The 24,891-nt window shown below is 74.3% G+C and carries 25 protein-coding genes; 13 read left to right on the plus strand and 12 right to left on the minus strand.

The window, feature by feature from the left end; genetic code table 11:
• Positions 1-72: 72 nt before the first annotated feature.
• Entirely contained in the window at positions 73-1,044 is a 972-nt protein-coding gene (locus ACFUEL_RS10925) for a quinone oxidoreductase family protein (protein ID WP_380235796.1), read from the minus strand.
• Positions 1,045-1,401: 357 nt separating this feature from the next.
• Between ACFUEL_RS10925 and ACFUEL_RS10930 the strand changes: the two genes are divergently transcribed.
• A complete protein-coding gene (locus ACFUEL_RS10930) occupies positions 1,402-2,250 on the plus strand; it encodes a hypothetical protein (protein ID WP_380235769.1) in 849 nt (282 codons plus the stop codon).
• A 19-nt stretch (positions 2,251-2,269) separates the two neighbouring features.
• Here ACFUEL_RS10930 and paaN read toward each other — a convergent pair whose 3' ends face one another.
• From paaN to ACFUEL_RS10945, 3 genes are all read right to left on the minus strand, one after another.
• Complete coding sequence (gene paaN, locus ACFUEL_RS10935; protein WP_380235771.1) at positions 2,270-3,964, minus strand: phenylacetic acid degradation protein PaaN; 1,695 nt, start codon at positions 3,962-3,964, stop codon at positions 2,270-2,272.
• Between the two features lie 100 nt (positions 3,965-4,064).
• Positions 4,065-4,841 carry a hypothetical protein gene (locus tag ACFUEL_RS10940; protein ID WP_380235773.1) on the minus strand — a complete coding sequence of 259 codons (777 nt, stop codon included), beginning with the start codon at positions 4,839-4,841 and terminating at the stop codon, positions 4,065-4,067.
• Between the two features lie 266 nt (positions 4,842-5,107).
• Positions 5,108-6,367, minus strand: a complete 1,260-nt coding sequence (locus ACFUEL_RS10945) for a hypothetical protein (RefSeq protein ID WP_380235774.1) — start codon at positions 6,365-6,367, stop codon at positions 5,108-5,110.
• 173 nt (positions 6,368-6,540) lie between these two features.
• Here ACFUEL_RS10945 and ACFUEL_RS10950 point away from each other — a divergent pair, with 173 nt between their 5' ends.
• The 3 genes from ACFUEL_RS10950 to ACFUEL_RS10960 are packed head-to-tail and all read left to right on the plus strand — an operon-like array spanning position 6,541 to position 8,696.
• Positions 6,541-7,536: a glycosyltransferase family 2 protein gene (locus tag ACFUEL_RS10950; RefSeq protein WP_380235775.1), complete on the plus strand. Its 996-nt coding sequence runs from the start codon at positions 6,541-6,543 to the stop codon at positions 7,534-7,536.
• A gap of 48 nt (positions 7,537-7,584) precedes the next feature.
• Positions 7,585-8,169 (plus strand): TetR/AcrR family transcriptional regulator, encoded by a 585-nt coding sequence (locus tag ACFUEL_RS10955; protein ID WP_380235776.1) that lies wholly within the window; start codon positions 7,585-7,587, stop codon positions 8,167-8,169.
• Positions 8,166-8,696, plus strand: coding sequence for a hypothetical protein (locus ACFUEL_RS10960; protein ID WP_380235777.1), 531 nt, complete (start codon positions 8,166-8,168; stop codon positions 8,694-8,696). The genes ACFUEL_RS10955 and ACFUEL_RS10960 overlap by 4 nt, the downstream gene beginning before the upstream one ends.
• Before the next feature lie 84 nt (positions 8,697-8,780).
• Here the strand turns inward: ACFUEL_RS10960 and ACFUEL_RS10965 are convergent, their stop codons facing one another.
• The gene (locus ACFUEL_RS10965; protein ID WP_033253458.1) at positions 8,781-9,248 is read right to left on the minus strand and encodes an Lrp/AsnC family transcriptional regulator; all 468 of its coding nucleotides are present in this window, start codon (positions 9,246-9,248) and stop codon (positions 8,781-8,783) included.
• A 147-nt stretch (positions 9,249-9,395) separates the two neighbouring features.
• On the opposite strand from ACFUEL_RS10965, the gene pdhA reads away from it, so the two are divergent.
• The 4 genes from pdhA (at position 9,396) to ACFUEL_RS10985 (ending at position 14,715) form a co-directional block, all read left to right on the plus strand.
• Entirely contained in the window at positions 9,396-10,586 is a 1,191-nt protein-coding gene (pdhA, locus tag ACFUEL_RS10970; protein ID WP_380235778.1) for a pyruvate dehydrogenase (acetyl-transferring) E1 component subunit alpha, read from the plus strand.
• Positions 10,583-11,590, plus strand: a complete 1,008-nt coding sequence (locus ACFUEL_RS10975; RefSeq protein ID WP_380235779.1) for an alpha-ketoacid dehydrogenase subunit beta — start codon at positions 10,583-10,585, stop codon at positions 11,588-11,590. Before pdhA ends, ACFUEL_RS10975 begins: the two co-directional genes overlap by 4 nt.
• Positions 11,590-12,897 (plus strand): dihydrolipoamide acetyltransferase family protein, encoded by a 1,308-nt coding sequence (locus ACFUEL_RS10980; RefSeq protein ID WP_380235781.1) that lies wholly within the window; start codon positions 11,590-11,592, stop codon positions 12,895-12,897. Before ACFUEL_RS10975 ends, ACFUEL_RS10980 begins: the two co-directional genes overlap by 1 nt.
• 162 nt (positions 12,898-13,059) lie before the next feature.
• The gene (locus ACFUEL_RS10985) at positions 13,060-14,715 is read left to right on the plus strand and encodes a globin domain-containing protein (RefSeq protein WP_380235782.1); all 1,656 of its coding nucleotides are present in this window, start codon (positions 13,060-13,062) and stop codon (positions 14,713-14,715) included.
• A 13-nt stretch (positions 14,716-14,728) separates the two neighbouring features.
• On the opposite strand, the gene ACFUEL_RS10990 is transcribed toward ACFUEL_RS10985, so the two are convergent.
• On the minus strand, positions 14,729-15,256 hold the full coding sequence (locus tag ACFUEL_RS10990; protein ID WP_380235783.1) for an NUDIX domain-containing protein: 528 nt from the start codon (positions 15,254-15,256) through the stop codon (positions 14,729-14,731).
• Positions 15,257-15,715: 459 nt separating this feature from the next.
• Here ACFUEL_RS10990 and ACFUEL_RS10995 point away from each other — a divergent pair, with 459 nt between their 5' ends.
• Complete coding sequence (locus tag ACFUEL_RS10995; RefSeq protein ID WP_380235784.1) at positions 15,716-16,438, plus strand: IclR family transcriptional regulator; 723 nt, start codon at positions 15,716-15,718, stop codon at positions 16,436-16,438.
• 313 nt (positions 16,439-16,751) lie between these two features.
• On the plus strand, positions 16,752-17,180 hold the full coding sequence (locus ACFUEL_RS11000) for an SsgA family sporulation/cell division regulator (RefSeq protein WP_380235785.1): 429 nt from the start codon (positions 16,752-16,754) through the stop codon (positions 17,178-17,180).
• A gap of 75 nt (positions 17,181-17,255) precedes the next feature.
• On the opposite strand, the gene ACFUEL_RS11005 is transcribed toward ACFUEL_RS11000, so the two are convergent.
• Positions 17,256-17,636 (minus strand): phage holin family protein, encoded by a 381-nt coding sequence (locus ACFUEL_RS11005; protein WP_380235786.1) that lies wholly within the window; start codon positions 17,634-17,636, stop codon positions 17,256-17,258.
• A 94-nt stretch (positions 17,637-17,730) separates the two neighbouring features.
• Here ACFUEL_RS11005 and ACFUEL_RS11010 point away from each other — a divergent pair, with 94 nt between their 5' ends.
• From ACFUEL_RS11010 to ACFUEL_RS11020, 3 genes are all read left to right on the plus strand, one after another.
• The gene (locus tag ACFUEL_RS11010; protein ID WP_380235787.1) at positions 17,731-18,048 is read left to right on the plus strand and encodes a cupin domain-containing protein; all 318 of its coding nucleotides are present in this window, start codon (positions 17,731-17,733) and stop codon (positions 18,046-18,048) included.
• Between the two features lie 37 nt (positions 18,049-18,085).
• Complete coding sequence (gene tenA / locus ACFUEL_RS11015) at positions 18,086-18,742, plus strand: thiaminase II (RefSeq protein WP_380235788.1); 657 nt, start codon at positions 18,086-18,088, stop codon at positions 18,740-18,742.
• Positions 18,743-18,967: 225 nt separating this feature from the next.
• Positions 18,968-19,168 (plus strand): DUF5326 family protein, encoded by a 201-nt coding sequence (locus ACFUEL_RS11020; protein WP_380235789.1) that lies wholly within the window; start codon positions 18,968-18,970, stop codon positions 19,166-19,168.
• Here the strand turns inward: ACFUEL_RS11020 and ACFUEL_RS11025 are convergent.
• From ACFUEL_RS11025 to ACFUEL_RS11045, 5 genes are all read right to left on the minus strand, one after another.
• The gene (locus ACFUEL_RS11025; RefSeq protein ID WP_380235790.1) at positions 19,146-20,075 is read right to left on the minus strand and encodes an NAD-dependent epimerase/dehydratase family protein; all 930 of its coding nucleotides are present in this window, start codon (positions 20,073-20,075) and stop codon (positions 19,146-19,148) included. The genes ACFUEL_RS11020 and ACFUEL_RS11025 overlap by 23 nt on opposite strands.
• A gap of 241 nt (positions 20,076-20,316) precedes the next feature.
• Positions 20,317-21,351 carry a cytochrome P450 gene (locus ACFUEL_RS11030; protein WP_380235791.1) on the minus strand — a complete coding sequence of 345 codons (1,035 nt, stop codon included), beginning with the start codon at positions 21,349-21,351 and terminating at the stop codon, positions 20,317-20,319.
• Positions 21,348-22,823 (minus strand): AMP-binding protein, encoded by a 1,476-nt coding sequence (locus tag ACFUEL_RS11035; protein WP_380235792.1) that lies wholly within the window; start codon positions 22,821-22,823, stop codon positions 21,348-21,350. The genes ACFUEL_RS11030 and ACFUEL_RS11035 overlap by 4 nt, the downstream gene beginning before the upstream one ends.
• Before the next feature lie 207 nt (positions 22,824-23,030).
• A complete protein-coding gene (locus tag ACFUEL_RS11040) occupies positions 23,031-23,786 on the minus strand; it encodes a glycosyltransferase family A protein (RefSeq protein ID WP_380235793.1) in 756 nt (251 codons plus the stop codon).
• Positions 23,783-24,790, minus strand: coding sequence for a 3-oxoacyl-ACP synthase III family protein (locus tag ACFUEL_RS11045; protein WP_380235794.1), 1,008 nt, complete (start codon positions 24,788-24,790; stop codon positions 23,783-23,785). Before ACFUEL_RS11045 ends, ACFUEL_RS11040 begins: the two co-directional genes overlap by 4 nt.
• Positions 24,791-24,891 lie beyond the last annotated feature (101 nt).

A 24,891-nucleotide genomic window follows, 5' to 3' on the forward strand; every position in this document is an offset into this window, starting at 1 on the left:
CGGCGGGGACGGCCACCGGACGGTCCTGGGGGCCGGGGTGACGGCGTTTCGGTCTCCGGGGCCCCGGACCCGTCACCCGCGGTCGGCGCCCGGGATGACGAGCAGCTTGCCGGTGGTGCGCCGGGCTTCCAGGTCGCTGTGGGCGCGGGCGGTCTCGGAGAGGGGGTAGCGGCCGGTGACGGTGACCTCGAGGGCCTTGGAGCGCACCCAGTCGAACACGTCGGCGGCCCGGCGGAGCAGTTCGGAGCGGTCGGCGATGTAGTCACCGAGGCTGGGGCGGATCAGGGTCAGCGAACCGCCCTGGGCGAGCCGGATCGGGTCGAACGGGGGTACGGCGCCGCTCGCCGCGCCGAAGAGGACGAGGTGGCCGCGGGGGCGCAGGCCGGCGAGGCTCGCGTCGAAGGTGTGCGCGCCGACGCCGTCGAAGACGACCGGCAGTCCCCGGCCGCCGTTGAGGCGCTTCACCTCGGCTGCGAGGTCGTCGACCGCGGTGGAGAGGATCACTTCGGCGGCCCCGGCGCGCTTCGCCAGTTCGGCCTTCGCCGTGGTGGAGGTCGTACCGATCACCCGGCCGCCGAGGTGGGTGATGAGCTGGGTCAGGAGCAGCCCCATGCCTCCGGCGGCCGCGTGCACGAGCACCGTGTCGCCGGCCCGGACCGGGTAGGCGTCCTTGACGAGGTAGTGCGCGGTCATGCCCTGGAGGAGCACGGCGGCGGCCGTCTCGAAGTCGATGTCGTCGGGCAGCGGCACCAGCCGGGAGGAGGCCACGACGGCCTGCTCGGCGTACGTGCCGGGGACCTCCACCCAGCCGACCCGGTCCCCGACCGCGACGTCGGTGACGCCGGGCCCGACTTCGACGACCGTTCCGGCGCCCTCGGTGCCCGGGGTGAAGGGCAGCGGGAGGGTGTAGCGGCCTTCGCGGTGGTAGACGTCGACGAAGTTGACCCCGGAGACGGCGACCTCCACGAGCGCCTCGTCCGGGCCGGGCCGCGGCCGGTCGACCTCGGCCTCCCGCAGCACCTCGGGACCGCCCACTTCGTACACCTGTACTGCTCGCACTGATCCTCCAAGCAACGGCTCGTCCTCCCGCCAACCCCCTTGATCGGGATCCGATTCCCGGCAGGCGCGGTGATTGTCAGACGAGTTCGCAGGTGTGCGGGTTCAGGCGTCAAATGGATTGGTGCGGAGGGTGATTGACGACCGATTCGGGAAGGAAGTGGGCGGATCCGGTCGCCTGTCGATCGTGTCGGTTTTCGACTGGTACGTGTGCTACGTTCCGCACCACAAGCGTGACAAGGGAAAATAGTTGACCCCGGCGGTGGTGGAACACCCCGGGGTCCGGCATCAGGAGTCACATCTCCCATGCATGTTCATCGTAGCGCGCACGCGCGCAATTTCACGGTGCTGCCCAACGAGGTCCTGCAGGACCGCAGGCTGACCTACACCTCCCGGGGTCTGCTGTTCGATCTGCTGTCGCGGCCGGACGGCTGGCGGGAGGACGGCCGGCGCATGGCGGACACCAGTCCGCAGGGGCGCACGGCGATCTACAAGGCGCTGAGGGAACTGGCGCTGGCCGGGTACTACCGGGTGGTGAAGGTCAAGCGTGACGACGGCACGATCGTCAGCGAGAACCACGTCTACGACACCCCGCAGCCCGCGTTCCTGCCGGGTGCCGCCCTGCCGGGACCCGGCGTACCGGAGCCCAACGCGGCTGTCGTCCTTACAAAGGACCCGGACCAAGAACCCACCCTCCCCGCCGGGGCGGCCGAGCCGCCGGGGGTGGTGGTCAACGGGCGCCTGCGCGAGGCGGCGGCCGTCCTGCTGCGGGCCATCCGGCCCGAGCCGCGCCTGCGGATCGGGCAGGCGGAGGCGCAGGAGCTCGCGCCGCTGGTCGTCCAGTGGCAGGAGCGCGGAGCCACCCCCGCCGACCTGGCCGCCGCGCTGCTGTACGGCCTGCCCCACCCGATGCACTCGGCGGCCGCCGTGCTCCGCAACCGCCTGGAGCGCAAGATGCCGCCCGTGCCCGACCCCGTACGCCAAACCCCGGCCCGCTACAGCGAGTGCGCGCGCTGCCACGACCCCGTCCCCCGCCCCGGCATCTGCGGCCCCTGCGCGGGCATCGCCCCCAGGCCGACCGCCGTCGGCGGCGGCGCGGCGGTCACCCCCACCGGCATGGCACGGGTACGCGACGCCCTGCGCACCGCCAAGGAAGGACTCCCGCCGGGCGTACCCGCCACCTTCACCGGGTGACCGGCGGGAGCGGCCCGGGTTACTTGCGGATCTCGACGGTGCGGAAGCGGTTGGCCACGAACGCGGCGTCGCAGTAGGCCGAGTTGGCGGCCGGGTTGGCGCCGGTGCCGTGCAGGTCGGAGAAGGCCGCGGTCTGGTTGACGTAGACGCCGCCGGTCAGGTTGAGCGAGAGCGAGACCCCGGCGTCCAGGCAGGCTTCGACCAGGGCGGTCTCGACGGCCGGGTCCGTGGTGTAGGCACCGGCGGTCATCGCGCCGTGCTCGGTGGTGGTGCGGCGCAGCAGTTCGACGGCGGCGGCGGTGGACTCCACGGCGACCGCGAAGGCGACCGGGCCGAAGCACTCGGTCAGGAAGCGGGAGCGGTCGTCCGGCTTGTCGGCGTCGGCCTTCACCAGGGCCGGGGTGCGGATCGTCGCGCCCGGGAACTCGGCGGAGGCCACCACCCGTGGGGCGAGGGCGAGTTCGCCCAACTCGCCGCCCGCCGCGGCGGCGCTGCGGGCCAGCACGCCCGGGTTGACCACCGCGCCCAGCAGGGCGGCGGCCCGGGTGTCGTCGCCGAGCAGGGCCTCGACGGCGGCGGCCAGGTCGGCGACGACCTGGTCGTAGGAGCGCTCGCCGTCCTCGGTGCGGATGCCGGTGCGCGGGATCAGCAGGTTCTGCGGGGTGGTGCACATCTGGCCGCTGTACAGGCTGAGCGCGAACGCCAGGTTGTTCAGCATGCCGCGGTAGTCGTCGGTGGAGTCGATGACGACGGTGTTCACGCCGGCCTTCTCGGTGTAGACCTGCGCCTGCCGGGCGTTGGCCTCCAGCCAGTCCCCGAAGGCGGTGGAGCCGGTGTAGTCGATCAGCCGGACTTCCGGGCGCAGCGCCAGCACCTTGGCGATCGCCGAGCCCTCGTGCTCGGCGGCCAGGCAGACCAGGTTCGGGTCGAACCCGGCCTCGGCGAGCACCTCGCGGGCGATCCGCACCGTCAGCGCCAGCGGCAGCACGGCGCGCGGGTGCGGCTTGACCAGCACGCCGTTGCCGGTGGCCAGCGAGGCGAACAGGCCCGGGTAGCCGTTCCAGGTCGGGAAGGTGTTGCAGCCGACCAGCAGCGCGGTGCCGCGCGGCACGGCGGTGAACTCCTTGGTCAGCACCAGGGGTTCGCGCTTGCCCTGCGGCTTCGTCCAGCTCGCCGAACGGGGCAGCCGGGTCTGCTCGGCGTACGCGTACGCCACCGCCTCCAGGCCGCGGTCCTGCGCGTGCGGGCCGCCCGCCTGGAAGGCCATGCCGTACGCCTGGCCGGTGGTGTGCATCACCGCCTGCGCGAACTCGTGCGAACGGGCGTTGATCCGGGCCAGCACCTCCAGGCAGACCGCGGCCCGCTCGGCCGGGGTGGCCCGCGCCCAGCCGGGCCGGGCCGCCTCCAGGGCGGCCAGCAGCGCGTCCGGCTCGGCGTGCGGGTAGCTCACGCCCAGTTCGATGCCGTACGGGCTCGCCTCGCCGGTCACCGGCTCGCCGCCGCCGGGGTGGCCCGGCAGCTCGAACTCCCGCCCCAGCAGGGCGTCGAAGGCGGCCTTGCCGTCGTCGGCGGCGCCCTCCCCGTACGCCTTGGGGAACTCCGGGTACGGGGACCAGTAGTCGCGGGCGGCGATCGCGGCCAGCGCGCGGTCCAGGGTCTCCTGGTGGCGGGCGAGCAGTTCGGCGACCGGCAGGGCGGGGGTCGCAGCGGCCATGGTGCGCTCCTCACGGGGGCGGGGCGGGACGCTCCTCAGCGTAACCGAACGATCGGTCGGTGCAAGGCCCCCGGCCCCGCCCGTTCGCGGGGCGGCCGGGTCAGCCCTGGACGACCTGGTCGGCGGCGGGGGCGGTGGCCTGCACGGGCTTGTCGAAGTCGCCGAGCTTCACGACCATCTCGCCGGTGCCGGTCTCGGTGGCGAGCAGGCGCGGTTCGCCCTCGGCCGCGATGTCGTAGCGCACCGGCTTGCCGGAATCGTCGGTCATGGTGAGGGAGATCGCGGGGGCGCCGTCCACCTGCTTGGTGTCGCCCTTGCGGAGGCTGCTGCTCGGGGTGCCGGGGGTGTCCAGGCCGACGCGCTTCTCCAACTGGACGCCCAGGTCGCAGAATTTGGCCATGCCGGTGGGCGAGTTCTCCTCGACGAACCACTTCCCGACCCGCTCGGCGGGGATGCCCGGGGCGGTGGCCTTCAGGTAGGCGGCGCTCGGCTTCGTCCACACCTTGTCGCCGACGCGCACGATCTCCACCGAGCCCTTCCCCTCGAAGGTGTAGGTGCCGGTGCAGTTGCCGGACGCGTCCTCGCTGAACGTGCCGCTGAACGGCCCCTCCGGGTGGCCGGGGAGGCTGATGGTCATGGTGACGCTCTTCAACTTCCTGCCCGCGGCCTGGGACTTCTCCGCGATGTCCGACGCCGGCAGGTCCGCCAGGGCGGGTGCGGTGGGGGACGGCGAGGCGGTGGAGGACGCCGGGGCGGAGGGCGCCGCGTCCTTCGAGCCGCCGCCGGAGCCGCCGGAGCCGCCCGAGTCGCAGGCGGTCAGGGCGGTCAGGGCGAGGGCGGACAGGGCGAGGGCGGCCGGCAGCCGGTGGGTGCGCATCTGGCGGGTCCTTGGTTCGTGCGGGAATCGGCCGCGCGAGTGTGGCAGCCCGCGGGGTGGGTGCCGCGCACCGGATACCGCTTCTTTGCCTTTCCTTTCCAATGAGGCGATGGTGCGCGCCGACGACGTGCTGCGGGCGGCGGCGCTGCGGGACCACGACCTGGTGCCGGTCGTCGGCTTCCCGGCGCTGCCGCTCGCCCCGAACCGAACAGACGCGACGGCCGCCCCCGGGAGCGGGGACGGCCGTCGGCGGGAGGGGCCCGGGGTTACGGGATGCCGAGCTCGAAGAGGACGAAGCCGGCGTACCAGCCGGACATGGCGGCGATCATGGCGAACATGCCGATCAGCGTGGTGCGGGACACCCGCTTGAGGCCGACCGCGATCGGCAGGAACAGCGGGAAGCACGGCAGCAGGTAGCGCGAGGTGTTGCCGAAGATCTGCTGGCTGCCGAGCACCAGCACGATGGTGATGCCGGTGTACACCAGCAGGAAGACGGGCACCTTCATCCGGATCAGCAGGAAGATCAGGACCGGCAGGCTGAACACCAGCAGCAGCGCGACCATGTCCTCGGTCGTGAACGCGAAGAGGTAGTTGTTCTTCCCGTACAGCAGGCCCTTGATGACCGAGCGGGTGTAGTGGCCCTTGTCGAAGTAGTGCAGCCAGGCGTCGTGCTGGAGCGTGAAGTACGCGGTCGGGCTGCCCATCCGCCAGCTCGCCCAGGAGATGTAGCCGATGAACCCGAGCGGGGCGATGATCACGGCGGTCAGCGGGGCCAGGATGCCGTCCCGGCGCTTCCACAGCGCGATCAGGGCGGCCACGCCGATCGCGGCGGCCAGCGCGGCCGAGGTCGGCCGGTTCAGGCCGGCCATGAAGCAGACGGCGCCCGCCGCGTACCAGTTGCGGACCAGCACGAAGTAGCAGGACCAGACGGCCAGCGCGACGAACAGCGAGTCCGAGTACAGGGCCCACTCGACGCCGGAGCCCGGGAAGACGCCCCACACGGTGGCGGCGATCACGCCGGCCCGCCGTCCGGCGAGCACCTTCGTCAGCGCGTAGACGCCGGCCGCGGCCACGAACGAGGTGATCACCGAGACAGCTATGCCCGCACCGTAGGTGCCCAGGCCGGTGACGGACGAGACCAGCTTCATCAGGCCCGGGTAGAGCGGGAAGAAGGCGACGGAGTTCTGCTCCGCCTTCCACCAGCCGCTGGTGATCGGCACCAGCTTCGGGTGGTAGCCCTGGGTCGCCACGTTCTGGTACCACCAGCCGTCCCAGCTGGCGAGCACGTCCCAGGGGTGCGCGCCGCCGCCGTACCGGGGGTCCTTCTTCAGGTACTCACCGGAGTGCGACAGCAGGAACATGAAGGTGGAGAAGGCGATCAGCCGGGCTGCGCCGAAGGCGGCCAGCGCCGGACCGTACTCCCTTGCGGCGTCGCGGAACCACACGCGTACGCTCTTCTGGGGGGAGTCCTTGGCCGGCTCCAGGTCGGAAGGGTCCGCCACCTCGGTGTCGGCACTTGCTGCCATCGCGATCAGGTCCTGTCTGGATCTTCGGGGCACGGGCCCACTGGTCGCGGGCGAGCCCTATGGTACGGGGCAGTGGTCCGTACCTGACGGGGGTGGTCCGTACTCGCCCCGGTACACTCCAACACCACTCGACGGTCACGTTGACGGTCACGACCCATGAGCGCGGGAGAATCATGAGCGCATCGACAAGCGGAGGCACCGTTCTGTCGGTCGTCGTCCCTATGTACAACGAGGAGGAGGCGCTTCCCGCCTTCACCGCCCGGCTCCGGCCGGTCCTGGACAGCATGGGCGTCACCTACGAGGTGGTCGCGGTCGACGACGGCAGCGCGGACAAGACCGCCGCCCTGCTGCGTGACTTCATGGAGGTCTGGCCGGAGCTCCGGATGATCCGCCTGCGCCGCAACAGCGGGCACCAGGCGGCCCTGACCGCCGGCCTGAACCTGGCCGTCGGCGACTACGTCGCCAGCATCGACGCCGACCTCCAGGACCCGCCGGAGAAGATCGCCGAGATGCTGGAGCTGGCGCAGCGCGACCGGCTGGACATCGTCTACGGCGTCCGCGACGACCGCTCCACCGACACCGGCTTCAAGCGCTGGACGGCCGGCGCCTACTACCGGCTGATGCGCCGCATGGTCGGCCGCCAGGTGCCCTCCAACGCCGGCGACTTCCGCCTGCTGTCCCGGGACGCGGTCGAGGCGCTGCGCGAACTGCCCGACCAGCAGCGGGTCTACCGGCTGCTGGTGCCGTGGCTGGGCTTCCCGAGCGGCGAGGTCTACTACACCCGCGAGGAGCGGGTGGCCGGTGAGACGAAGTACCCGCTGAGCAAGATGATCCGGCTCGCCGTGGACAGCATCACCGGCTTCTCCTCGGCCCCGCTGAAGCTGGCGACCTGGCTGGGCACCCTGGCGTTCTTCGCCTGCATCCTGCTGGTGGGCTTCTCGATCACCGTCTACCTGGCCGGCAACCCGGTGCCGGGCTGGACCTCGCTGTTCGTCGGCATCCTGTTCGTCGGCGCGGTGCAGCTGATCTGCGTCGGCCTGCTCGGCGAGTACGTGGCCCGGATCTACACCGCGGTGCAGCGCCGGCCCGCCTACTTCGTCGCCGAGGACACCGCCCGCCCGGTCGGCCAGTCGGCCGCCCGCCCGGTCGGCCGGCAGTCCCGGGTCTGATCACCACCCCCCGGGGCGGCCCCGTGCCGCCCCGGGGATACTCGTCGCATGGCCGACCACTCCACGCGCGCCGCCTACACCGTCGACTCGCTGCTCGCCGTCACCGTGCGGGTCTTCAACGAACGCGGCTACGACGGCACTTCGATGGAGGACCTGTCCAGGGCCGCCGGGATCTCCAAGTCCTCGATCTACCACCACGTGCGCGGCAAGGAGGAACTGCTGCGGCTCGCGGTCGGCCGGGCGCTGGACGCGCTGTTCGCCATCCTCGACGAGCCCGCCGCCACCGGCGGCCGCCCGGTGGACCGGCTGGAGCACGTGGTGCGCCGCACCGCCGAGGTGCTGCTCGCCGAGCTGCCGTACGTGACGCTGCTGCTGCGGGTGCGCGGCAACACCGCCACCGAGCAGTGGGCGCTGGAGCGGCGCCGCGACTTCGACCACCGGGTCGCCGGACTCGTCCAGGACGCCGTCACCGCCGGGCAGTTGCGCGCCGACGTCGAACCCCGGCTGGCCACCCGGCTGCTGTTCGGCACCGTCAACTCGCTGGTCGAGTGGTACCGGCCCGGCCAGCGCGGCGCCGAGCAGCTGCCCGAGGCGGTCGCCCGGTTCGCCTTCGAGGGCCTGCGCGCCCGGTGAGCGTCCACCTGCCCGGGGAACTGGAGGCGCTGCGCGAACTGCTGGACGACTGGACCTCCCACCAGAACTTCGACATGGTGGTGGAGATCGGCGAGGACCGCGGCCTCAGCCACGCCCAGCTGTGCTGGGAGGCGCTGGAACGCCCGCCGGAGCCGCTGGTCGACACCGTCTGCCGGTGCCGCAGCCGGGGGGTGCACCACAGCCCGCACGGCGTCCGGCAGATGGCGGACCGGCTGGGGGTGCGCGTCCCGGCGGCCGAGGCGGCGGACTGGATGGCGCTCACCCTCGGGATGAACCTGCTGTCCTCCACGTACATCGGCGTCCCGCAGGCCCGGGTGCTGGCCGAACCGCTGGTCGCCCTGCTCGGCCCGGACGCCGACTGGCGGGCCAACGGCTACGCGGCGCGCCGCCCGCCCGACGGCGGCAACCGCAGCTGGCAGCCGGTCACCGTGTACCTGGTCGACGCCGCGCTGGTCGGCATCGGCGGCGGGCGCACCGTGGTGGCGGTCGCCACCGCCGACGACTGAGCGGCCGGACGACCGGGCGGCCGGAAGACTGAGCAGCCGGACGACTGAGCAGCCGGACGACTGAGCAGCCGGACGACTGAGCGGCTACAGGCCGTCCGCCGGGATCTGGTCGGTCTCCTCGAACACCAGCATGGTGCGGGTGCCCAGCACCTCCGGGATGGACTGGATGCTGCCCAGCACCAGCTCGCGCAGCGCCCGGTTGTCCGCCGTGTGGACCAGCATCAGCACGTCGTAGTCGCCGCCGACCAGCGCGATGTGCGCCACCCCCGGCAGCCGCAGCAGCTGCTCGCGCACCGTCCGCCAGGAGTTCTGCACGATCCGCAGGGTGACGTACGCGGACGCGGCCTGCCCGGCCTTCTCGTGGTCGACCCGGGCGGTGAAGCCGCGGATCACGCCGTCCTCGACCATCCTGGAGATCCGGGCGTACGCGTTCGCCCGGGACACGTGCACCCGCTCGGCCACCGAGCGGATCGAGGCGCGACCGTCCTGCCGCAGCAGCCGCAGGATCGAGCGGTCGACCCGGTCGAGCCTGGACACCTGTTCAGCCGACATGGCCCCCCACCCCTCGCGATTGGACGTGCTGGCCCCAGCAGACCCTCCTTTCGGCCGACTGTCCACCGTCTTGACGGGGATATGGTCAAGATGAACAGACGACCGAACAATCGGTAGGGAGCCCCCACCACCCCGGAGGTGCCCGAGATGACCGTCCTGGACCACAGGAACCAGCCCGCCGAAGCCGACACCGTGCCCGGCTGGCGGCCCGGCGCCACCGCGCCCCGCACCGACCCCGCCCCGCTGCTGCCCGACGCCGAGCCGCACCGCGTCCTGGGCACCCCGGCGGCCGCCGACGCCGACCCCGAGCTGCTGTGCGAGCTCTATCGGCGGCTGGTCGCCGGACGCCGCTACAACCAGCAGGCCACCACCCTCACCAAGCAGGGCCGGCTCGCCGTCTACCCGGCCTCCACCGGTCAGGAGGCGTGCCAGGTGGCCGCCGCGCTCGCGCTGCGCCCCACCGACTGGCTGTTCCCCTCCTACCGGGACACCCTCGCCGTGGTCGCCCGCGGCGTCGACCCGCTGCAGGCGCTCACCCTGCTGCGCGGCGACGCGCACACCGGCTACGACCCGCGCGCCACCCGCACCGCCCCGCTGTGCACCCCGCTGGCGACGCAGGTCCCGCACGCCGTCGGCCTGGCCCACGCCGCCCGGCTGGCCGGGGACGACACCGTCGCGCTGGCCCTGCTCGGCGACGGCGGCACCAGCGAGGGCGACTTCCACGAGGGCCTGAACTTCGCGGCCGTGCTGCACGCCCCCGTGGTGTTCCTGGTGCAGAACAACGGCTACGCGATCTCCGTCCCGCTGACCCGGCAGTCCGCCGCGCCGACCCTGGCCCACAAGGCCGTCGGCTACGGCATGCCCGGCCGGCTGGTCGACGGCAACGACGCGCTCGCCGTGCACGCCGTGCTCACCGAGGCCGTCGAGCGGGCCCGGAACGGCGGCGGCCCCACCCTGGTCGAGGCGCTCACCTACCGGATCGAGGCGCACACCAACGCCGACGACGCCACCCGCTACCGGCAGGCCGAGGAGGTCGACGCCTGGCGGGCGCACGACCCCGTCCGGCTGCTGGAGGACGCCCTGCGCGGGCGCGGCCTGCTGGACGAGCGGCTGGCCGCCGACGCCGCCGAGCAGGCCGAGCAGCTGGCCGCCCGGATGCGCGCCGAGTTCCACACCGACCCCGAGCTCGACCCGATGTCGCTGTTCGCGCACGTCTACGCCGAACCCACCCAGCAGCTGCGCGAACAGGCCGGCCAGCTGGCCGCCGAACTCGCCGCCGAGGCCGAGGCCGGCAGCGGAGCCGGGAACGGAGCCGGGAACGGGGTGCACGGCCGATGAGCACCGCCGTCCGCGACCAGTCCGGCCTGCGCACCGGCACCATGGCGCAGGCCCTGAACCTCGCGCTGCGCGACGCGATGCGCGCCGACAAGACCGTCCACGTGCTCGGCGAGGACGTCGGCCCGCTCGGCGGCGTCTTCCGGATCACCGACGGCCTGACCGCCGAGTTCGGCCCCGACCGCTGCCTGGACACCCCGCTGGCCGAGGCCGGCATCCTCGGCACCGCCGTCGGCATGGCCATGTACGGGCTGCGCCCGGTGGTCGAGATGCAGTTCGACGCCTTCGCCTACCCGGCGCTGGAGCAGCTGTTCTCGCACGTCGCCAAGATGCGCAACCGCACCGCCGGGAAGCTCCCGCTGCCGATCACCGTCCGGATCCCGTACGGCGGCGGCATCGGCGGCGTCGAGCACCACAGCGACGCCTCCGAGGCGTACTACGCGCACACCCCCGGCCTGCACGTGGTCACCCCCGCCACCGTCGCCGACGCGTACGGGCTGCTGCGGGAGGCGATCGCCTCCGACGACCCGGTGGTCTTCCTGGAGCCCAAGCGGCTCTACTGGGGCAAGGACGAGTGGGACCCGGCGGCGGGCGTCGCACCGATCGGGCGGGCCGTGCTGCGCCGCCCCGGCAGCTCCGCCGTGCTGGTCACCTACGGGCCCTCGCTGCCGGTCTGCCTGGAGGCCGCCGAGGCGGCGAAGGCCGAGGGGTGGGACCTGGCGGTGCTCGACCTGCGCTCGCTGGTGCCGTTCGACGAGGCCACCGCCTGCGAGGTGGTCCGCTCGGTCGGCCGGGCCGTGGTGGTGCACGAGTCGGCCGGCTTCGGCGGGGCCGGGGCGGAGATCGCCGCCCGGCTCACCGAGAAGTGCTTCCACCACCTGGCCGCACCGGTGCTGCGGGTCACCGGCTTCGACGTGCCGTACCCGCCGCCGATGCTGGAGCACCACCACCTGCCCGGGGTGGACCGGATCCTGGACGCCGTCGCCCGGCTCCAGTGGGAGGAGTGATGGCGGTGGCGGTGGTCCGCGAGTTCACGCTGCCCGACCTCGGCGAGGGACTGACCGGGGCGGAGGTGGTGCGCTGGATGGTCGAGGTCGGCGAGGTGATCGCCGTCGACCAGCCGGTGGTGGAGGTGGAGACCGCCAAGGCGGTGGTCGAGGTGCCCTGCCCGTACGGCGGGGTGGTGACCGCGCGGTACGGCGAGGTCGGGCAGGAGGTGCCGGTGGGCGCCCCGCTGGTGACCGTCGCGGTCGCGCCCGGGAGCCCCGGGGGCTCCGCGGACGGCGGCGGCGAGCCCGCGGTGGAGCGGCCGCTGGTCGGGTACGGGGTGGCCGAGGCCCGGCGGGCCGGGCGGCGGCGGGTGCGGCCGGGGGAGGCGGCTCCTGCTCCTGCTCCTGCTCCTGCGGCTCCCGCTGCTCCCGTTGTGGCGTCGGCGCCGGCTCCTGCTCCGGCCGTGGTGGCGGTGATCTCGCCGCTGGTGCGCCGGATCGCCCGGGAGCACGGGCTCGACCTGGCCGCGGTGCCCGGCAGCGGGCCGGACGGGCTGGTCACCCGGCGGGACGTGGAGCGGGCGATCGAGGCAGCGTCCGTGCCCGCCCCCGCGGCCGTTCCACGTGGAACCGGGGGGCCGGAGGGCGAACTCGTGCCGCTGCGCGGGCTGCGCCGGGCGGTCGCCGAGAAGCTGACCCGCAGCCACCGGGAGATCCCCGCCGCGACCTGCTGGGTGGACGCCGACGCCACCGCGCTGATGGCGCTGCGCGCCGAGTCCAACCGGGCGCCCGGCCCGAAGCTGAGCGTGCTCGCGCTGCTGGCCCGGATCTGCCTGGCCGGGCTGGAGCGCTTCCCCGAGCTGAACGCGAGCGTCGAGGGCGAGGCGGTGCGCCGCCACCCGTCCGTGCACCTGGGCTTCGCCGCGCAGGGCCCGCGCGGGCTGCTGGTGCCGGTGGTCCGGGACGCCGGGCGGCTGGGCACCGAGCGGCTGGCCGAGGAGATGGCCCGGCTGACCGAGGGCGCCCGGGCGGGCACCCTGGCCCCGGCCGAGCTGACCGGCGGGACGTTCACCCTGAACAACTACGGGGTGTTCGGAGTGGACGGGTCGACGCCGATCCTGAACCACCCGGAGGCGGCGATGCTCGGCGTGGGCCGGATCACCCCCAAACCGTGGGTGCACGAGGGGGAGTTGGCGGTCCGCCAGGTCACCCAGCTGTCCTTCACCTTCGACCACCGGGTGTGCGACGGCGGCACGGCGGGCGGCTTCCTGCGGTTCGTCGCGGACTGCGTGGAGCGGCCGGGGACGCTGCTGCGGGCGCTGTAGGAGGGCGGTCGCCGGGCGCTGCGCGGGGCGCTGCGGCGGGGAGGGTAGCGGGTGGACGGGCCGGGTGTCCGGGGTTCGCCGGATTCTTCGGATGAACTGTGCGGTCGGTGTCAGTGTGCAAGGGCGTCAGCACACAGGTCGATCGGAAGCGAAACGATTCCCTTGAGCACTCGTCAGCTCGTACTGGAGAGCAGGTCGTCGAAGGCAGGGGTCGGCCGGGGCACCGCGGCCGGCCCCGTGCCGTCCGGTGCCGAAGCCGCTCCCGCCGCCGCGTCCGCGTCCACTCCGGCCGCGTCCGCCCCGTCGTCGTCCGCCCCGGCCGAGTCGGCGGACGAACCTCCGACCGCCGTGGAGCGGCCCGCGGAGGGGCGGCCCGCCGAGGGGGCGCAGGCGCTGGGGCTGACCCCGGTGCCGGCCGTCCCGGCGAAGCCGACCTGGGCGCCGGCGGTGCCCGCGGCGGCGGCCGCGCTGCCGGGGCCCGCCGCGTTGCCGGTGGCCGCCGTGCTGCCGGTGCCCGCGGCCGCCCCGGTGCCGTTCGAGCCGCTGTTCCGGCAGGCTCCGGCGCTCAACTGGGTGGGCCCGGACGACCGTTGGACCAGGGCCTGGGGGGTGCGGGCGGTCGCCGAGCCGCCGCCCGCGCTGGAGCCGGTGGGGGCGGCGGAGCCGGCCGCCGAGCCGCCGAGCGCCGAGGACCTGGTGCTGGTCCGGGCCTGCCTGGCCGCGGTCGCGCCGGACGCGGACCGGACGATGGCGCACTTCCACGCGCTGATGTTCCTGCGCCACCCGGAGCTGCGGGCGATGTTCCCGGCCGCGATGGACGAGCAGCGCACGCGGCTGTTCCAGGCGCTGCGGCTGTGCGCGGCCCGGGCCGCCGACCCGGCGGAACTGCGGGCGTACCTGGGCCCGTTGGGGCGCCGTCACCGCAAGTACGGGGCGCTGACCCGGCACTACGCCTCGGTGGCGGACTGCCTGGTGGCGGCGCTGGCCCGGTACGGCGGCAGCGGCTGGGACGGGCGCACCGAGGCGGCCTGGCGGCGGCTGCTGGCGCTGGTCTCCCGGCTGATGGTGGAGGGCGCGGAGGAGGAGGCCCGGTCGGCCCCGCCGTGGTGGCAGGCCGAGGTGGTGGAGCACCGCCAGGCCACCCGGGACGTCGCGGTGCTGACGCTCCGCCCCGACCAGGCGTACCCGTTCCGGGCCGGGCAGTGGGCGGCGGTGGAGACGCCGTGGTGGCCGCGGGTGTGGCGGCCGTACTCGTTCGGTTCGGCGCCGCGGCCGGACGGGCTGCTGACGCTGCACGTGAAGGCGGTGCAGGCGGGCTGGGTGAGCAACGCGCTGGTGCACCGGGCGCGGCCGGGTGACGTGCTGCGGCTCGGCGCGGCGGAGGGCGCGATGACGGTGGACCACGCGGCGGGCGGGGACCTGCTGTGCGTGGGCGGCGGCACCGGGATCGGGCCGGTCGCGGCGCTGGTCGAGGAGGTCGCCGAGCGGGGCGCGGCCGGGCGCCGGGTGGAGGTGTTCTACGGGGCGCGGCGGGCCGCGGAGCTGTACCGGCTGGAGGAGCTGCGCGAACTGGCCGCCCGGCACGCCTGGTTGACGGTGCGTGCGGTGGTGTCCGAGTCGGCGGGCGCGCCGGGCGGGGCGCTGGTCGGTGACCTGCCGGAGGCGGTGGCCCGGTACGCGCCCTGGCACGGCTTCGCGGCGTACCTGAGCGGCCCGGAGGCGATGGTGCGGTCCGCCTCGGCGGTGCTGCGGCGCTGCGGGGTGCCGGACGGGAGCCTCCGGCACGACCTGGCGGCGCGGGAGGGGGAGCGGGGCTGAGCCGGGCGGCGGGTCAGCCCAAGTCCGGTGCGAGCAGGGCGCGGACGCCCTCGATGTTGGCGGCGAGGTAGGCGCGGAGGCTGGGAGGGACGACGTTGACCGAGGTGACGCCCTCGCGGGTGAAGGGGACGCGGACGATCGCGTACTCGCCGTTGGGGTGCTCGACCTCGGGGCCGTGCCGGCGGGACTCGTCCATCCCGGTGAGCCGGCAGGCGAAGAAGTGCTGCACCTTGACGCCGTGCGGGTGCGCGGGGGTGCCGTCGTCGTGGTGCGAGTGCGCCACGGTGTCGACGAAGGCGGGCACCACGTCGGTGATCTTGCCGCCCAACTCCTCGTCCACCTCCCGGTGCAGGGCGGCGACCACCGTCCCGTCGGTGGGCTCGACGCCGCCGCCGGGGGTGATCCAGTACGGGTGCGGGGAGCCGGGGCGGACCCGGCGGATCAGCACCAGCGCGGCGGGGGCGTGCGCGTCCGCCGGGTCGAACTCCAGCAGGATCGCGCGGGCGGTGCGCTTGACGACGGGACGGACCGGGCCCGACATGGCTGTTACCTCCGGGGCACGAGCGTTGTGCGGGAGTCTGCCGCGCGGCGGCGGGCGCGAAACTCGCACACGGGGACGAATCGGCGGTACCTGTTCCGCCGTCCGGGTGCACCGGCATGCCCGGCGGTGTCGGGGCGTGGCGATGGACACATGCCCTATGGATCTTCGATTCACCCGGTCGGCCGAGCTGACGCCTGGTAATCAGCGAACAGGATTGGGATGTATCCTTCGCATTGAAGGCGAATTGCCCCATGTGTACACCATTGTCATTGCGGGGATGCCCGCCCTGTGCTCAAATGTCCGCCTGCCGGACGGATTCGGAGCAACCTCCTCCGAAAGCCAGCCACCGTCCGGGGGATGGGGATGAGCATGCACCGGACCGGTGAACCGGCGGGCCCGGGGACGGCCTCGGCGGACAGTTCCATACGCGCGCCGCGGGCACCGACCCTGATCACCTCGGTGCAGCGCGCCCTGCGCCTGCTGGAGGCGGTCGGCTCGCACGCCCACGGCGCCACCGCCAAACAGCTCGCCCGCGCCGCCGGACTGCCCCTCGGCACCACCTACCACCTGCTGCGCACCCTCACCCACGAGGGCTACCTGCGGCGCGAGGACGGCCGGTTCCACTACGGAGCGTCGGTCGACCGGATCGGCCACGCCACCGACCGGCAGTCCGACCGGAGCGAACTGCGCGGGCGGATGGAGGAGTTGCGCGACGAACTCGGCGCCGCCGTCTACTACGCGGTCTACGAGGACGGCGAGGTCCGGGTGGTCGACGTGGCCTCCGGCGCCGCGCAGCCGCAGGTCGAGGAGTGGGCGGACTTCCGCGCCACCGCGCACGCGCACGCCATCGGACTCTGCCTGCTCTCCCAACTCGGCGCCGAGGAACGGCTCGACCACCTCTCCCGGTACCGCCCGGCCGGCCTCACCCCGTCCACCTCGGACGGCGTCCGGGCGGTGCTGCGCCGGCTGGAGCTGGTCCGGCCGACCATGCCGGTGCTGGAGCGGCAGGAGTACGCGCTCGGCACGGTCTGCGCGGCGGTGCCGATCACCGTCGGCTCGGTGGTCGCCACCATGGCCATCTCGCTCCCGCTGGAGCACGGCGACCGGCTCGGCCCGGCCGCGGCCCGGCTGCGCTCGCTGGTGGGGGCGATGTTCCCGGTCTTCCCGGCGTGCGCGCGGTGAGGACCGGCGTTCGCGCGGTGAGGAGGAGGTGGTCGGACCGGGGAGCGTGCGGTGATTCCGTGTGGTGTTCGCTCACCATTTGAAAAAGCGAACCTTGTCCGCATCGCTGGCAAACATGGACGATGGGGTTCGAACGGGGAATCAAGGGACAAAGACCCACAAGAAGCAGCCACCGTCCGCAGGTACCCGCACGACCTGACGGGCCCGCCCCACCGGGGTGCCGTTCCAGCACAGCGAACAAGATCGAACCGATATGCCCGCCCACCGCTCGACCCTCGGCGCACCGGGCGGGCAGAACGAGAGGTACTGGCGCATGCACAGCACGGTCCAAGCCCAGATGGCGATGCACCTCGTGGTGTCGAGCGAGCTGTCCTTCCGCATCGCGGTCGACCTGGACTACGACGGCGACGACCCGTTCGCCGTCCGCTTCACCTTCCACCTGCCCGGGGACGAGCCAGTCACCTGGGTCTTCGCCCGCGAGCTCTTGGTCGACGGGATCAGCCGCCCCACCGGCGAGGGCGACGTGCACATCCACCCGGTCGGCGACGACCTCGCCGAGGTCTGCCTGGTGCTGCGCTCCCCCGAGGGTGACGCGCTGATGCGCGCCGCGGCCCCGCCACTGCTGGCCTTCCTGGCCCGCACCGACCGGCTGGTGCCGATGGGCCAGGAACTGGCCGGCGGGGAGCTGGACGAGGAACTCGCCTCGATCCTCTCCACCACCGGGCACGAGAACGCGGGCTGACCCCGGGTGCGTTCCGGGGTCGGCCCGCGCGGCTGACCGGTCGGCCGACGGCGTACCCGCCGGAGGGCCGGCCGGTCAGTCGTCGCCGAAGGCCAGGTTGAGGCCCCAGGACACCACGCTGATGATCAGCGCGCCGAGCAGCGCCGACCAGAAGCCCTCCACGTGGAAGTCCAGGTCCAGCTTGTCCGAGGCCCAGGAGGTCAGCCACAGCATCAGGGCGTTGATCACGAAGGTGATCAGGCCCAGGGTCAGGATGAACAGCGGTAGCGAGAACAGCTTCACCACCGGCTTGATCAGGAAGTTGATCACGCCGAAGACCAGGGCGACCCCGATCACGGTGAACGTCTTGTGCTGCCAGTCGTCGTTGTCCCCCGTGAGCGTGATCCCGGTGACGATCCAGGCGGCGACCCAGATCGCCGCCGCGTTGATGAGCGTTTTGATCACGAAATTCTTCATGCTGCGGATGGTGACAGGCCCGGACGGGTGGGCGGAAGCTCTCCGGGGCGGTGTTGTTGAATGGGGCCCGACCCGGGAGAGGAGCCGAGCCCCGATGAAGCTGTTCCGGCTGGACGAACTCGACGCCGAGCGCGCCGCGAGCGAGGGCGCGTACCTGCGCTTCCTGAAGCAGCCGACGATGTCCGCGGGCCTCTACGCGCTCTCCCCCGGTGACACCGACCCGCAGACCCCGCACACCCAGGACGAGATCTACCTGGTGGTCAGCGGCCGGGCCGAGCTGACCGTCGGCCGGGAGACCGCCACGGTCGGGCGCGGCAGCGTGGTGTTCGTCCCCGCCGGGACGGAGCACCGCTTCCACCACATCACCGAGGAACTGCGGGTGCTCGTGGTCTTCTCCCCGCCGGAGGACTGACCGTGCCGAGGCCGCACCCGCGCAGGAGGACCAACCCGTGAAGCTCACCGACGAACTGTGGGCGGCCGCCGAGCCGACCTACCGCCGGATCCTCGACCACCCCTTCCTGCTCGGCCTCGCCGACGGCACCCTTCCGCGCGCCGCGTTCCGGCACTTCGTCGTCCAGGACTCGCACTACCTGCGGGACTACGCCCGAGCACTGGCCGTCTGCGCCGCCAAGGCCCCCGGCGAGGACGAGGTGCTGGCCTTCTGCAACGACGCGGTCGGCGCGATCGCCGCCGAACAGGAGATGCACGGCGAGTTCATGTCCGCGCTCGGCGGCGCCGCCGACGGCGACGAGCTCGTCCGGCCCACCACCCGCGCCTACACCTCGTACCTGCTGGCCACCGCGTACGGCGGCTCCTTCGCCGAGGCGCTCGGCGCCGTGCTGCCCTGCTACTGGATCTACGCCCGGGTCGGCGAGGAGCTCGCCCGCCGCTCCTCCCCCGAGCCGCTGTACGCCAAGTGGATCGCCGCCTACGGCGACGAGGGCTTCCAGAGCGTGGTGCGCCGCGTCCTGGAACTCACCGACCGGATCGGCGCGGACCTCTCCGCGGCCGAACGGCGGCGCGTGGTCGAGCACTTCACCACCACCTCGCGCTACGAGTGGATGTTCTGGGACGCCGCCTGGCGCGGCGAGGACTGGCCGGTCTGAGGGCCCGCCCGGAGACCCGTCCGGAGACCCACCCGGAGGCCCACCCGGAGGCCCGCCCTCAGGGTCGACCACCCCTGACCTCAGGGAAGGATCTCCGGGTTCTCTCCGGGCCGGTACCCCTCGATTTCGCCTCCCGCTCCCGCCTACGATCGAAGTGTCGAGATCGAGGGAGCGGGAACGCAGCCGGAAACACCGGCACCGACCCCGAGGGGAGAAGGTACGGACATGGCCGAGCTCTGGAAGTCGATGCCGTCGTGGATGCGCAACATCGTCGTACCGATCCTGGCCCTGGTGATCGCCTGGAAGATCGTCTCGTTCGTCTTCGGCGTCCTGGCCGGACTCATCGGTCTCGCGATCAACGTGCTGGTCCTGGTCGGCATCGCCGCGGCCGTGGTGATCCTGATCAAGAAGGCCGCCAAGAACTAGGCCGGACGCGGCGCCGGCCGCCGCCGTTGCGGACGAGCGCGGCCAGGTAGTCGTCGAGGTCCCGGCCCGGGGTGAAGCCCCGGGACCGGGACTTCCGCGTGTCCAGCACCACCCGGTGCGCCAACTGGTCCAGCGCGTACGCGGTCAGGTGCGGGCGCCGCCCCACCGCGAGCGCCGCCAGCCGGGGCGGCACGTGCAGCAGCCGCGCCCGCCGCCGGTGCGCCGCCAGCACCGCCCGCAGCGCCGAGTCCCGGGCGTACGGGGCGCGGTCGGCGACGTTGTACGCCCCCGGCGGCCAGCCCGCCGCCAGCAGGCACGCCTCGGCGAGGTTCTCCACCGCCGTCAGGCTCAACTCCACGTCCCGCCCCGGCAGCGGCAGCACCCCGCCCCGGACGGCGGCCAGCAGCCGCGGCACCAGGTGCGGGTCCCCCGGCCCGTACACCGCGCGCGGACGCAGCACCACGGCGCCCGCCGCCAGCGCGAGACCGTCCGCGAGCGCCTTCGTCCGGCCGTACGCGTTCAGGTGGCCGGACGCGGTCGGGTGCTCCTCCGTCACCGAGGAGCGGTCCGGGCGCGGGTCGTAGACGCTGGCGCTGCTCACGAACACGAAAGGCGTTCCGGCGGCGGCCTCCAGCAGCCGCCGCGTCGCCCCCACGTTGACCTCGTACTGCGCGCGCTCGGCCGGCGAGCCCGGCGGGTGGTCGCCGACCGCCGCCGCGCAGTGCACCACCAGGTCCGCCGCGCGGACCTCCGGCGGGACGGGGCCGGCCGCGTCCCACGGCACGTGCGAGCCGTGCCGGGGCGGACGGCGGCCGAACGCGAGGACGCGCAGGCCGCGGGAGACGGCGAGCGCGGCGAGGTGCGAACCGCAGAAGCCGGTGGCACCGGTCAGCACGAGGGTGGTCAACGGCGGGTCCTTTCGGCGGACGGGATGCACATTCAGGGGCTCGGTAAGAACGGCGGGATCCACCACCAGGGGCTCGGGGAACGGCGAGTCCGTGCTGCTGGTGGCCGGAGCCCATCGGAGGTTCGTGCTGCTGCGTGTCTGTGACGGAACCGGAAGCCGATGCGCGCTCCGGCAGTGAACCGTCAGCAGCCCCGGGCTCGCCGTTCCCCGAGCCCCTGGTTCGTTCCCCTTTGCCGTCCTTCTACTTCTGGAGGACGCAGGTGCGGTAGGAGGGAAGGGCGCTGGTGGGGTGCGGGGTGGTGCGGACGGCTCGGGGGGTGTGCGGGGCCAGGGTGGTGAGGAGGAGGGCGAGTTGGGCTCGGGCCAGGCTCGCGCCGGGGCAGGTGTGCGGGCCGAGGCCGAAGGGGGCGCGGGTGGCGTGCGGGTGGGCGGGAGTGTCGTGGTGGGCCTCGGCGGCGTGGCGGGCAACCAGCAGCAGGCGGTCGCCGCGGCGCAGGCGGTGGCCGAGGACGGTCGCGTCGGCGGCCGCGGCGCGCGGCAGGACGGGGGAGGCGGCGGTGCGGCGGAGCAGTTCGGCGGCGAGCGCCGGGGCGTCCTGCCGGGCGAGGTCCCAGAGCCGGTCGCGGGCGCACCAGGCGGCGGCGCGGGGCAGCGCGGCGAGGGTGGTGTTGACCGCGGCGACGGCGAGCATCGCGTCGCGCGGGTCGGGCAGCAGCCCGCACAGGTCCGCGGCGGCCGCGCGGGCGCGGCGGGCGGCGCCGGGGCGGGGCAGCAGGGACGGGAGGTGGGCGCGGGCGGTGGCGGCCGCGGCGCGTTCGGCGGCGCGGGCCAGCCGGACGGGGTCGGCGTCGCTGCCGGTGAGCGCCGCGGCGGTGGCGCCGGCCAGTTCGCGGACGGCCGGGACGAGGTCGACGGGCGCGGTGAGGTCGCCGAGGTGCCGGTCGAGGATCCGCTGCCAGCGCGGCTGCAGCGCGGCCGCCCCGGCCGGACCCAGCAGGGGTGCCAACTCTCGGCGGGCGGCCCGGTGTTCGTCCCCCTGCTGGTCGAAGAGCAGGCTGCCGCCGGTGAGTTCGGCCGCGGTGCCGCCGGTGGTGCGTTCGGCGGTCCGGTCGAGCGGGACGCGGGTCAGCACCTCGCGGTAGGCGTCCGGGTGGTGGACCAGCACGGTGCGGCCTAGCCGGAGCACCGGCCGGTGCCTGGTCGCGGCCAGCAGGGCGAACAGCAGCGGGTGGCTGAGCAGGTAGACCGCGCGGTCGGCGCGCCTGGCGGGGGTCAACGGGGGCTCCGGGCGGGCGCCCCGGCGAGGCGGTGGGCGCAGTAGCGGGCCGCGGCCGGGCGGTCGGGCTTGCGGGAGCGGCCGGTGAGCGGGACGGGGCCGAGCAGCAGGGCGTCGGGCCGGGCGGTGCCCATCCGGGCCAGCGGGGCGCGCAGGGCGGCCCGCAGCCGGCCGTGGTCGGCGCCGGGCCGGGGCTGCACCAGGGCGACCAGCCGTTCGTCGCCGCCGGGCGCGGGAACGCCCACCAGGACGGCGAGTTCGACGTCCGGCAGGTGCAGGGACGGCTCGTACAGGCCCGGGTAGATGTTCTCGGCGCGGCGCAGCACCATGTCCTTGAGCCGGCCGGCCAGCACGATCCGCCCGTCCGGGTCGAGCCGGGCCCGGTCGCCGGTGCGCACCCACGGGTCCGGGTCCTCGCCGAGGTAGCGGTCGCGGGCGGACGGGGCGGCGAGCAGCAGTTCGCCGTCCGCGCCGAGCCGGGTGCGGACGCCGGGCAGCGGGTGGCCGAGCAGGTCTCCCGGGCCGTCGTGGGCGCTCTTGTCGCGCTCCTCGACGGCCGCGGCCGGGAACAGCTCGGTCAGCGCGTACACCCCCCAGGCTTCCCGGGCGCCCGCCTGCTTCGCCCGGCGCAGCAGCGCGGCGTCGGCGGGCGCGGAACCCGTCCAGACCCGGCCGGTGAGCCGGGACAGCGCCCGCAGCCGGGGCGGCGTCAGGTAGGTCTCGTCCGGGGCGAGCCGGTCGACCTGGCGCTGCAGGACGGCGGCGCGGCGGGCCGGCAGCGCGACGACCGCGCCCGCGGCCAGCGCCGGGACCAGCACGAACGTCGTCCCGCCCAGCACCACCTGCCCCGGGCGGGGCCGCACCAGCGCGTCGACCGCCCGCATCCCGGCGGCCAGCGAGGCCCGCGAGTGCACCACCGCGCGCGGCGCGGACGTCGTCCCGGAGGTGAACACGACCACCGCGTCGCCGTCCCCCTCGTACGGGGCGGGCGCGGCCGCCGGATGCTCGGCCAGCGGGCGGGCGCACCACGGGTGGCGGGGGCCGACGGTCGCCACCGGCGCGAGCGCCCGCAGCGGCGGCAGCTCCAGACCGGCCCGGCGGGCCAGCGGACCGGCCCACCCCGCGACGGCCTGCGCGGCGGAGTCCGCCAGGATCAGCGCCGGCGGGGCCAGCGCCAGCCGGGCCCGCAGCACCTCCGGCCCGGCCCCCGGGTCGAACACGGCGCTGCGCAGACCCAGCCGGTGCGCGGCCAGCAGCACCGCGAGGGCCCGCGGGCCCGGACGCACCGCGACACCCAGGGTGTCGCCCGCGCGCAGGCCGTGGGCGTGGTGCAGGGCGGCGGCGTAGCGCTCGGCGAGAGCGGCGAGGTCGCCGCAGCGGGCCAGGACGCGGGGGGCGCCGCGACGGGTGCTCCCGAGCAGGGCCGGTCGCGAGGCGCCTTCGCGCAGCGTGCGGGCGAGCTGGTCGAGCACGGGGATCACCTTTCGGCAGACGGGAGGCGAAATCAGGGGCCCGGGGAACGGCGGGTCGATGCTGCTGGTGGCCGGAGCCCATCGAAGGTCGGGGCTGCTGCGTGTCTTGAACGGAACCGAAAGCCGATGCGCGCAACGGCAGTGAACCGTCAGCAGACCCGGACTCGCCGTTCCCCGAGCCCCTGGCGGGGCTCTCCTGAGCCTTCGTCAGCGGACGTCCACGTCGCGGGCGCCAGCGCCGCGTTCGAGGTACCAGCGGGCGGTGCCGCGCAGGCCGTAGGCGCGGATGCGGCGGGTGGAGTTCTGGACGACCATGTCGGGGCGGTGGACGATCGCGGTGGTGTGGCGGCGGACGCGGTTGATGAAGTCGCGGTCGGTGGGGGAGGGGCGGCGGGGCATGCCTTCGGTGGCGAGGTAGAGCGCGGCGGTGACGGCCATGTTGTTGCCGGCGTGCATGCGGTAGGGCGTGAGGTAGCCGTGGCGGCGGCGGTGGGCGGGGCGGATGCGGCCGAAGAGGGCGCCGAGGGCGACCAGGACGCGGAAGACGGCGCGGCCGGCCGGGCCGTGTTCGTCGCGGCGGGCGGTGACGCGGCCGCAGACCAGTCCGCCGGAGGCGTGCATGGCGGTGCGGGCGGCGCCGGCCCAGCCGGGTTCGGGGAGGCAGTCGGCGTCGGTGCGGGCGAGCAGGGTGGCGCCGTGGGCGATGGCGTGCCGGAAGCCGGTGTCGACGGCGCAGCCGACGCCCTTCTCGGGTTCGGTGATCAGGTGGACGGGGAAGGGCGCGGTGCGGGCGAAGGCGAGGACCTGGTCGGCGGTGGTGTCGGTGGAGCCGTTGTCGACGACCAGCAGGGTGAAGTCGCGGTCGTGCTGGGCGGCGAGGGCGTGCAGGGCGCCGTCGATCCGGGCGGCTTCCTGGTAGGCGGGGACGACCACCCACAGCTCGGTCGTCGGGGGCGTGGTCATGACTTCTCCCAGAGCATCGTCATCAGGCTGACGCCGCCGCCCAGGCCGACCATCAGGACGCGGTCGCCGCTGTCCAACTCGTCCATCGTACGGTCGAGTTGGACGCCTATGGTGGCGGAGGCGAGGTTGCCGAGCTCGGGGACGGTGACGACCAGCTTCTCGGCGGGGACGCCGGTGAGTTCCACGAAGCGCTCCAGGTAGGGCAGGGTGACCTGGTGGACCAGGACGCGGGCGTAGGCGTCCCAGCCGAGGCCGGTGCGGGTGGCGACGCGGGTGAGGATGTCGGCCCCGATCCGTTCGAAGACGCCGCGCAACTCCTTGCCGCCGCCGCGGAAGTAGCTCCACTCGTCGCCGCGCGGGTGGCGGGAGCCGCCGCCGGGGATGCCGCCGACCTCCCAGTGCTCGGAGGCGGTGAGGGTCTCGACGTCGAGGATGCCGCCGCGCTCGACGCGTTCGACCAGGACGGCGGCGGCGCCGTCGCCGAAGGTGTACCCGGCGAAGCCCTCGCGGAACTCGGCGAGGCCGGACGGGTCGCGGCGCATGGCGCGGCTGGGGGTCTCGCCGGTGACGACCAGGGCGCGGGTGGCGCGGCCGGCCAGGATCATCGCGCGGGCGGTGTCGATGCCGTTGAGGAAGCTGTTGCAGGCGTTGGCGATGTCCAACGCATGCGCGCGGGAGCCGAGTTCGGCCTGGACGAGGTGGGCGGTGGCGGGTTCGCAGACGTCCCGGGAGGCGGAGGCGAACAGCAGCAGGTCGAGGTCGGCCGGTTCCAGGCCGCGGCGGGCGAGGGCCTGCCGGGCGGCGGCCAGGGCGAGGGTCGAGGGGTGCTCGTCGGGCCCGGCGAAGCGGCGGGTGCGGATGCCGGTGGCCTTCTCGAACATGCCGTCGGGCAGCGGGAGTCGGGCGCCGGCGGCCACTTCGTCCTGCAACTGCCGTGACGTGACGGTCTGTTGGGGGAGGTGGGAGCCGACGGCGGTGATTCCGACGCGGGGCAGCAGGTCCATGCCCCGATGCTGGCCCGGTGGGGGCGGCCGGGGCGTGAGTACGGGTACTCAGCCGGGGCCGGGGATGCGGAGACGGCACGGCCCGTACGGCGTGCTGCTGC

The organism is Kitasatospora sp. NPDC057198, assembly GCF_042670125.1.
In the GTDB taxonomy this organism is placed as follows: domain Bacteria; phylum Actinomycetota; class Actinomycetes; order Streptomycetales; family Streptomycetaceae; genus Kitasatospora.

What these genes read in the sequence shown, in the direction of transcription:
- ACFUEL_RS11000 (WP_380235785.1), top strand. Translation starts at nt 16,752, where the DNA reads ATGCACAGCACGGTCCAAGCCCAGATGGCGATGCACCTCGTGGTGTCG.
- ACFUEL_RS11020 (WP_380235789.1), top strand. Translation starts at nt 18,968, where the DNA reads ATGGCCGAGCTCTGGAAGTCGATGCCGTCGTGGATGCGCAACATCGTC.
- ACFUEL_RS10980 (WP_380235781.1), top strand. Translation starts at nt 11,590, where the DNA reads ATGGCGGTGGCGGTGGTCCGCGAGTTCACGCTGCCCGACCTCGGCGAG.
- ACFUEL_RS10965 (WP_033253458.1), bottom strand. Translation starts at nt 9,248, where the DNA reads ATGTCGGCTGAACAGGTGTCCAGGCTCGACCGGGTCGACCGCTCGATC.
- ACFUEL_RS11040 (WP_380235793.1), bottom strand. Translation starts at nt 23,786, where the DNA reads ATGACCACGCCCCCGACGACCGAGCTGTGGGTGGTCGTCCCCGCCTAC.
- ACFUEL_RS10990 (WP_380235783.1), bottom strand. Translation starts at nt 15,256, where the DNA reads ATGTCGGGCCCGGTCCGTCCCGTCGTCAAGCGCACCGCCCGCGCGATC.
- ACFUEL_RS10975 (WP_380235779.1), top strand. Translation starts at nt 10,583, where the DNA reads ATGAGCACCGCCGTCCGCGACCAGTCCGGCCTGCGCACCGGCACCATG.
- ACFUEL_RS11010 (WP_380235787.1), top strand. Translation starts at nt 17,731, where the DNA reads ATGAAGCTGTTCCGGCTGGACGAACTCGACGCCGAGCGCGCCGCGAGC.
- ACFUEL_RS10955 (WP_380235776.1), top strand. Translation starts at nt 7,585, where the DNA reads ATGGCCGACCACTCCACGCGCGCCGCCTACACCGTCGACTCGCTGCTC.
- ACFUEL_RS11005 (WP_380235786.1), bottom strand. Translation starts at nt 17,636, where the DNA reads ATGAAGAATTTCGTGATCAAAACGCTCATCAACGCGGCGGCGATCTGG.
- ACFUEL_RS10940 (WP_380235773.1), bottom strand. Translation starts at nt 4,841, where the DNA reads ATGCGCACCCACCGGCTGCCGGCCGCCCTCGCCCTGTCCGCCCTCGCC.
- pdhA (WP_380235778.1), top strand. Translation starts at nt 9,396, where the DNA reads ATGACCGTCCTGGACCACAGGAACCAGCCCGCCGAAGCCGACACCGTG.
- paaN (WP_380235771.1), bottom strand. Translation starts at nt 3,964, where the DNA reads ATGGCCGCTGCGACCCCCGCCCTGCCGGTCGCCGAACTGCTCGCCCGC.
- ACFUEL_RS11045 (WP_380235794.1), bottom strand. Translation starts at nt 24,790, where the DNA reads ATGGACCTGCTGCCCCGCGTCGGAATCACCGCCGTCGGCTCCCACCTC.
- ACFUEL_RS10945 (WP_380235774.1), bottom strand. Translation starts at nt 6,367, where the DNA reads ATGGCAGCAAGTGCCGACACCGAGGTGGCGGACCCTTCCGACCTGGAG.
- ACFUEL_RS10950 (WP_380235775.1), top strand. Translation starts at nt 6,541, where the DNA reads ATGAGCGCATCGACAAGCGGAGGCACCGTTCTGTCGGTCGTCGTCCCT.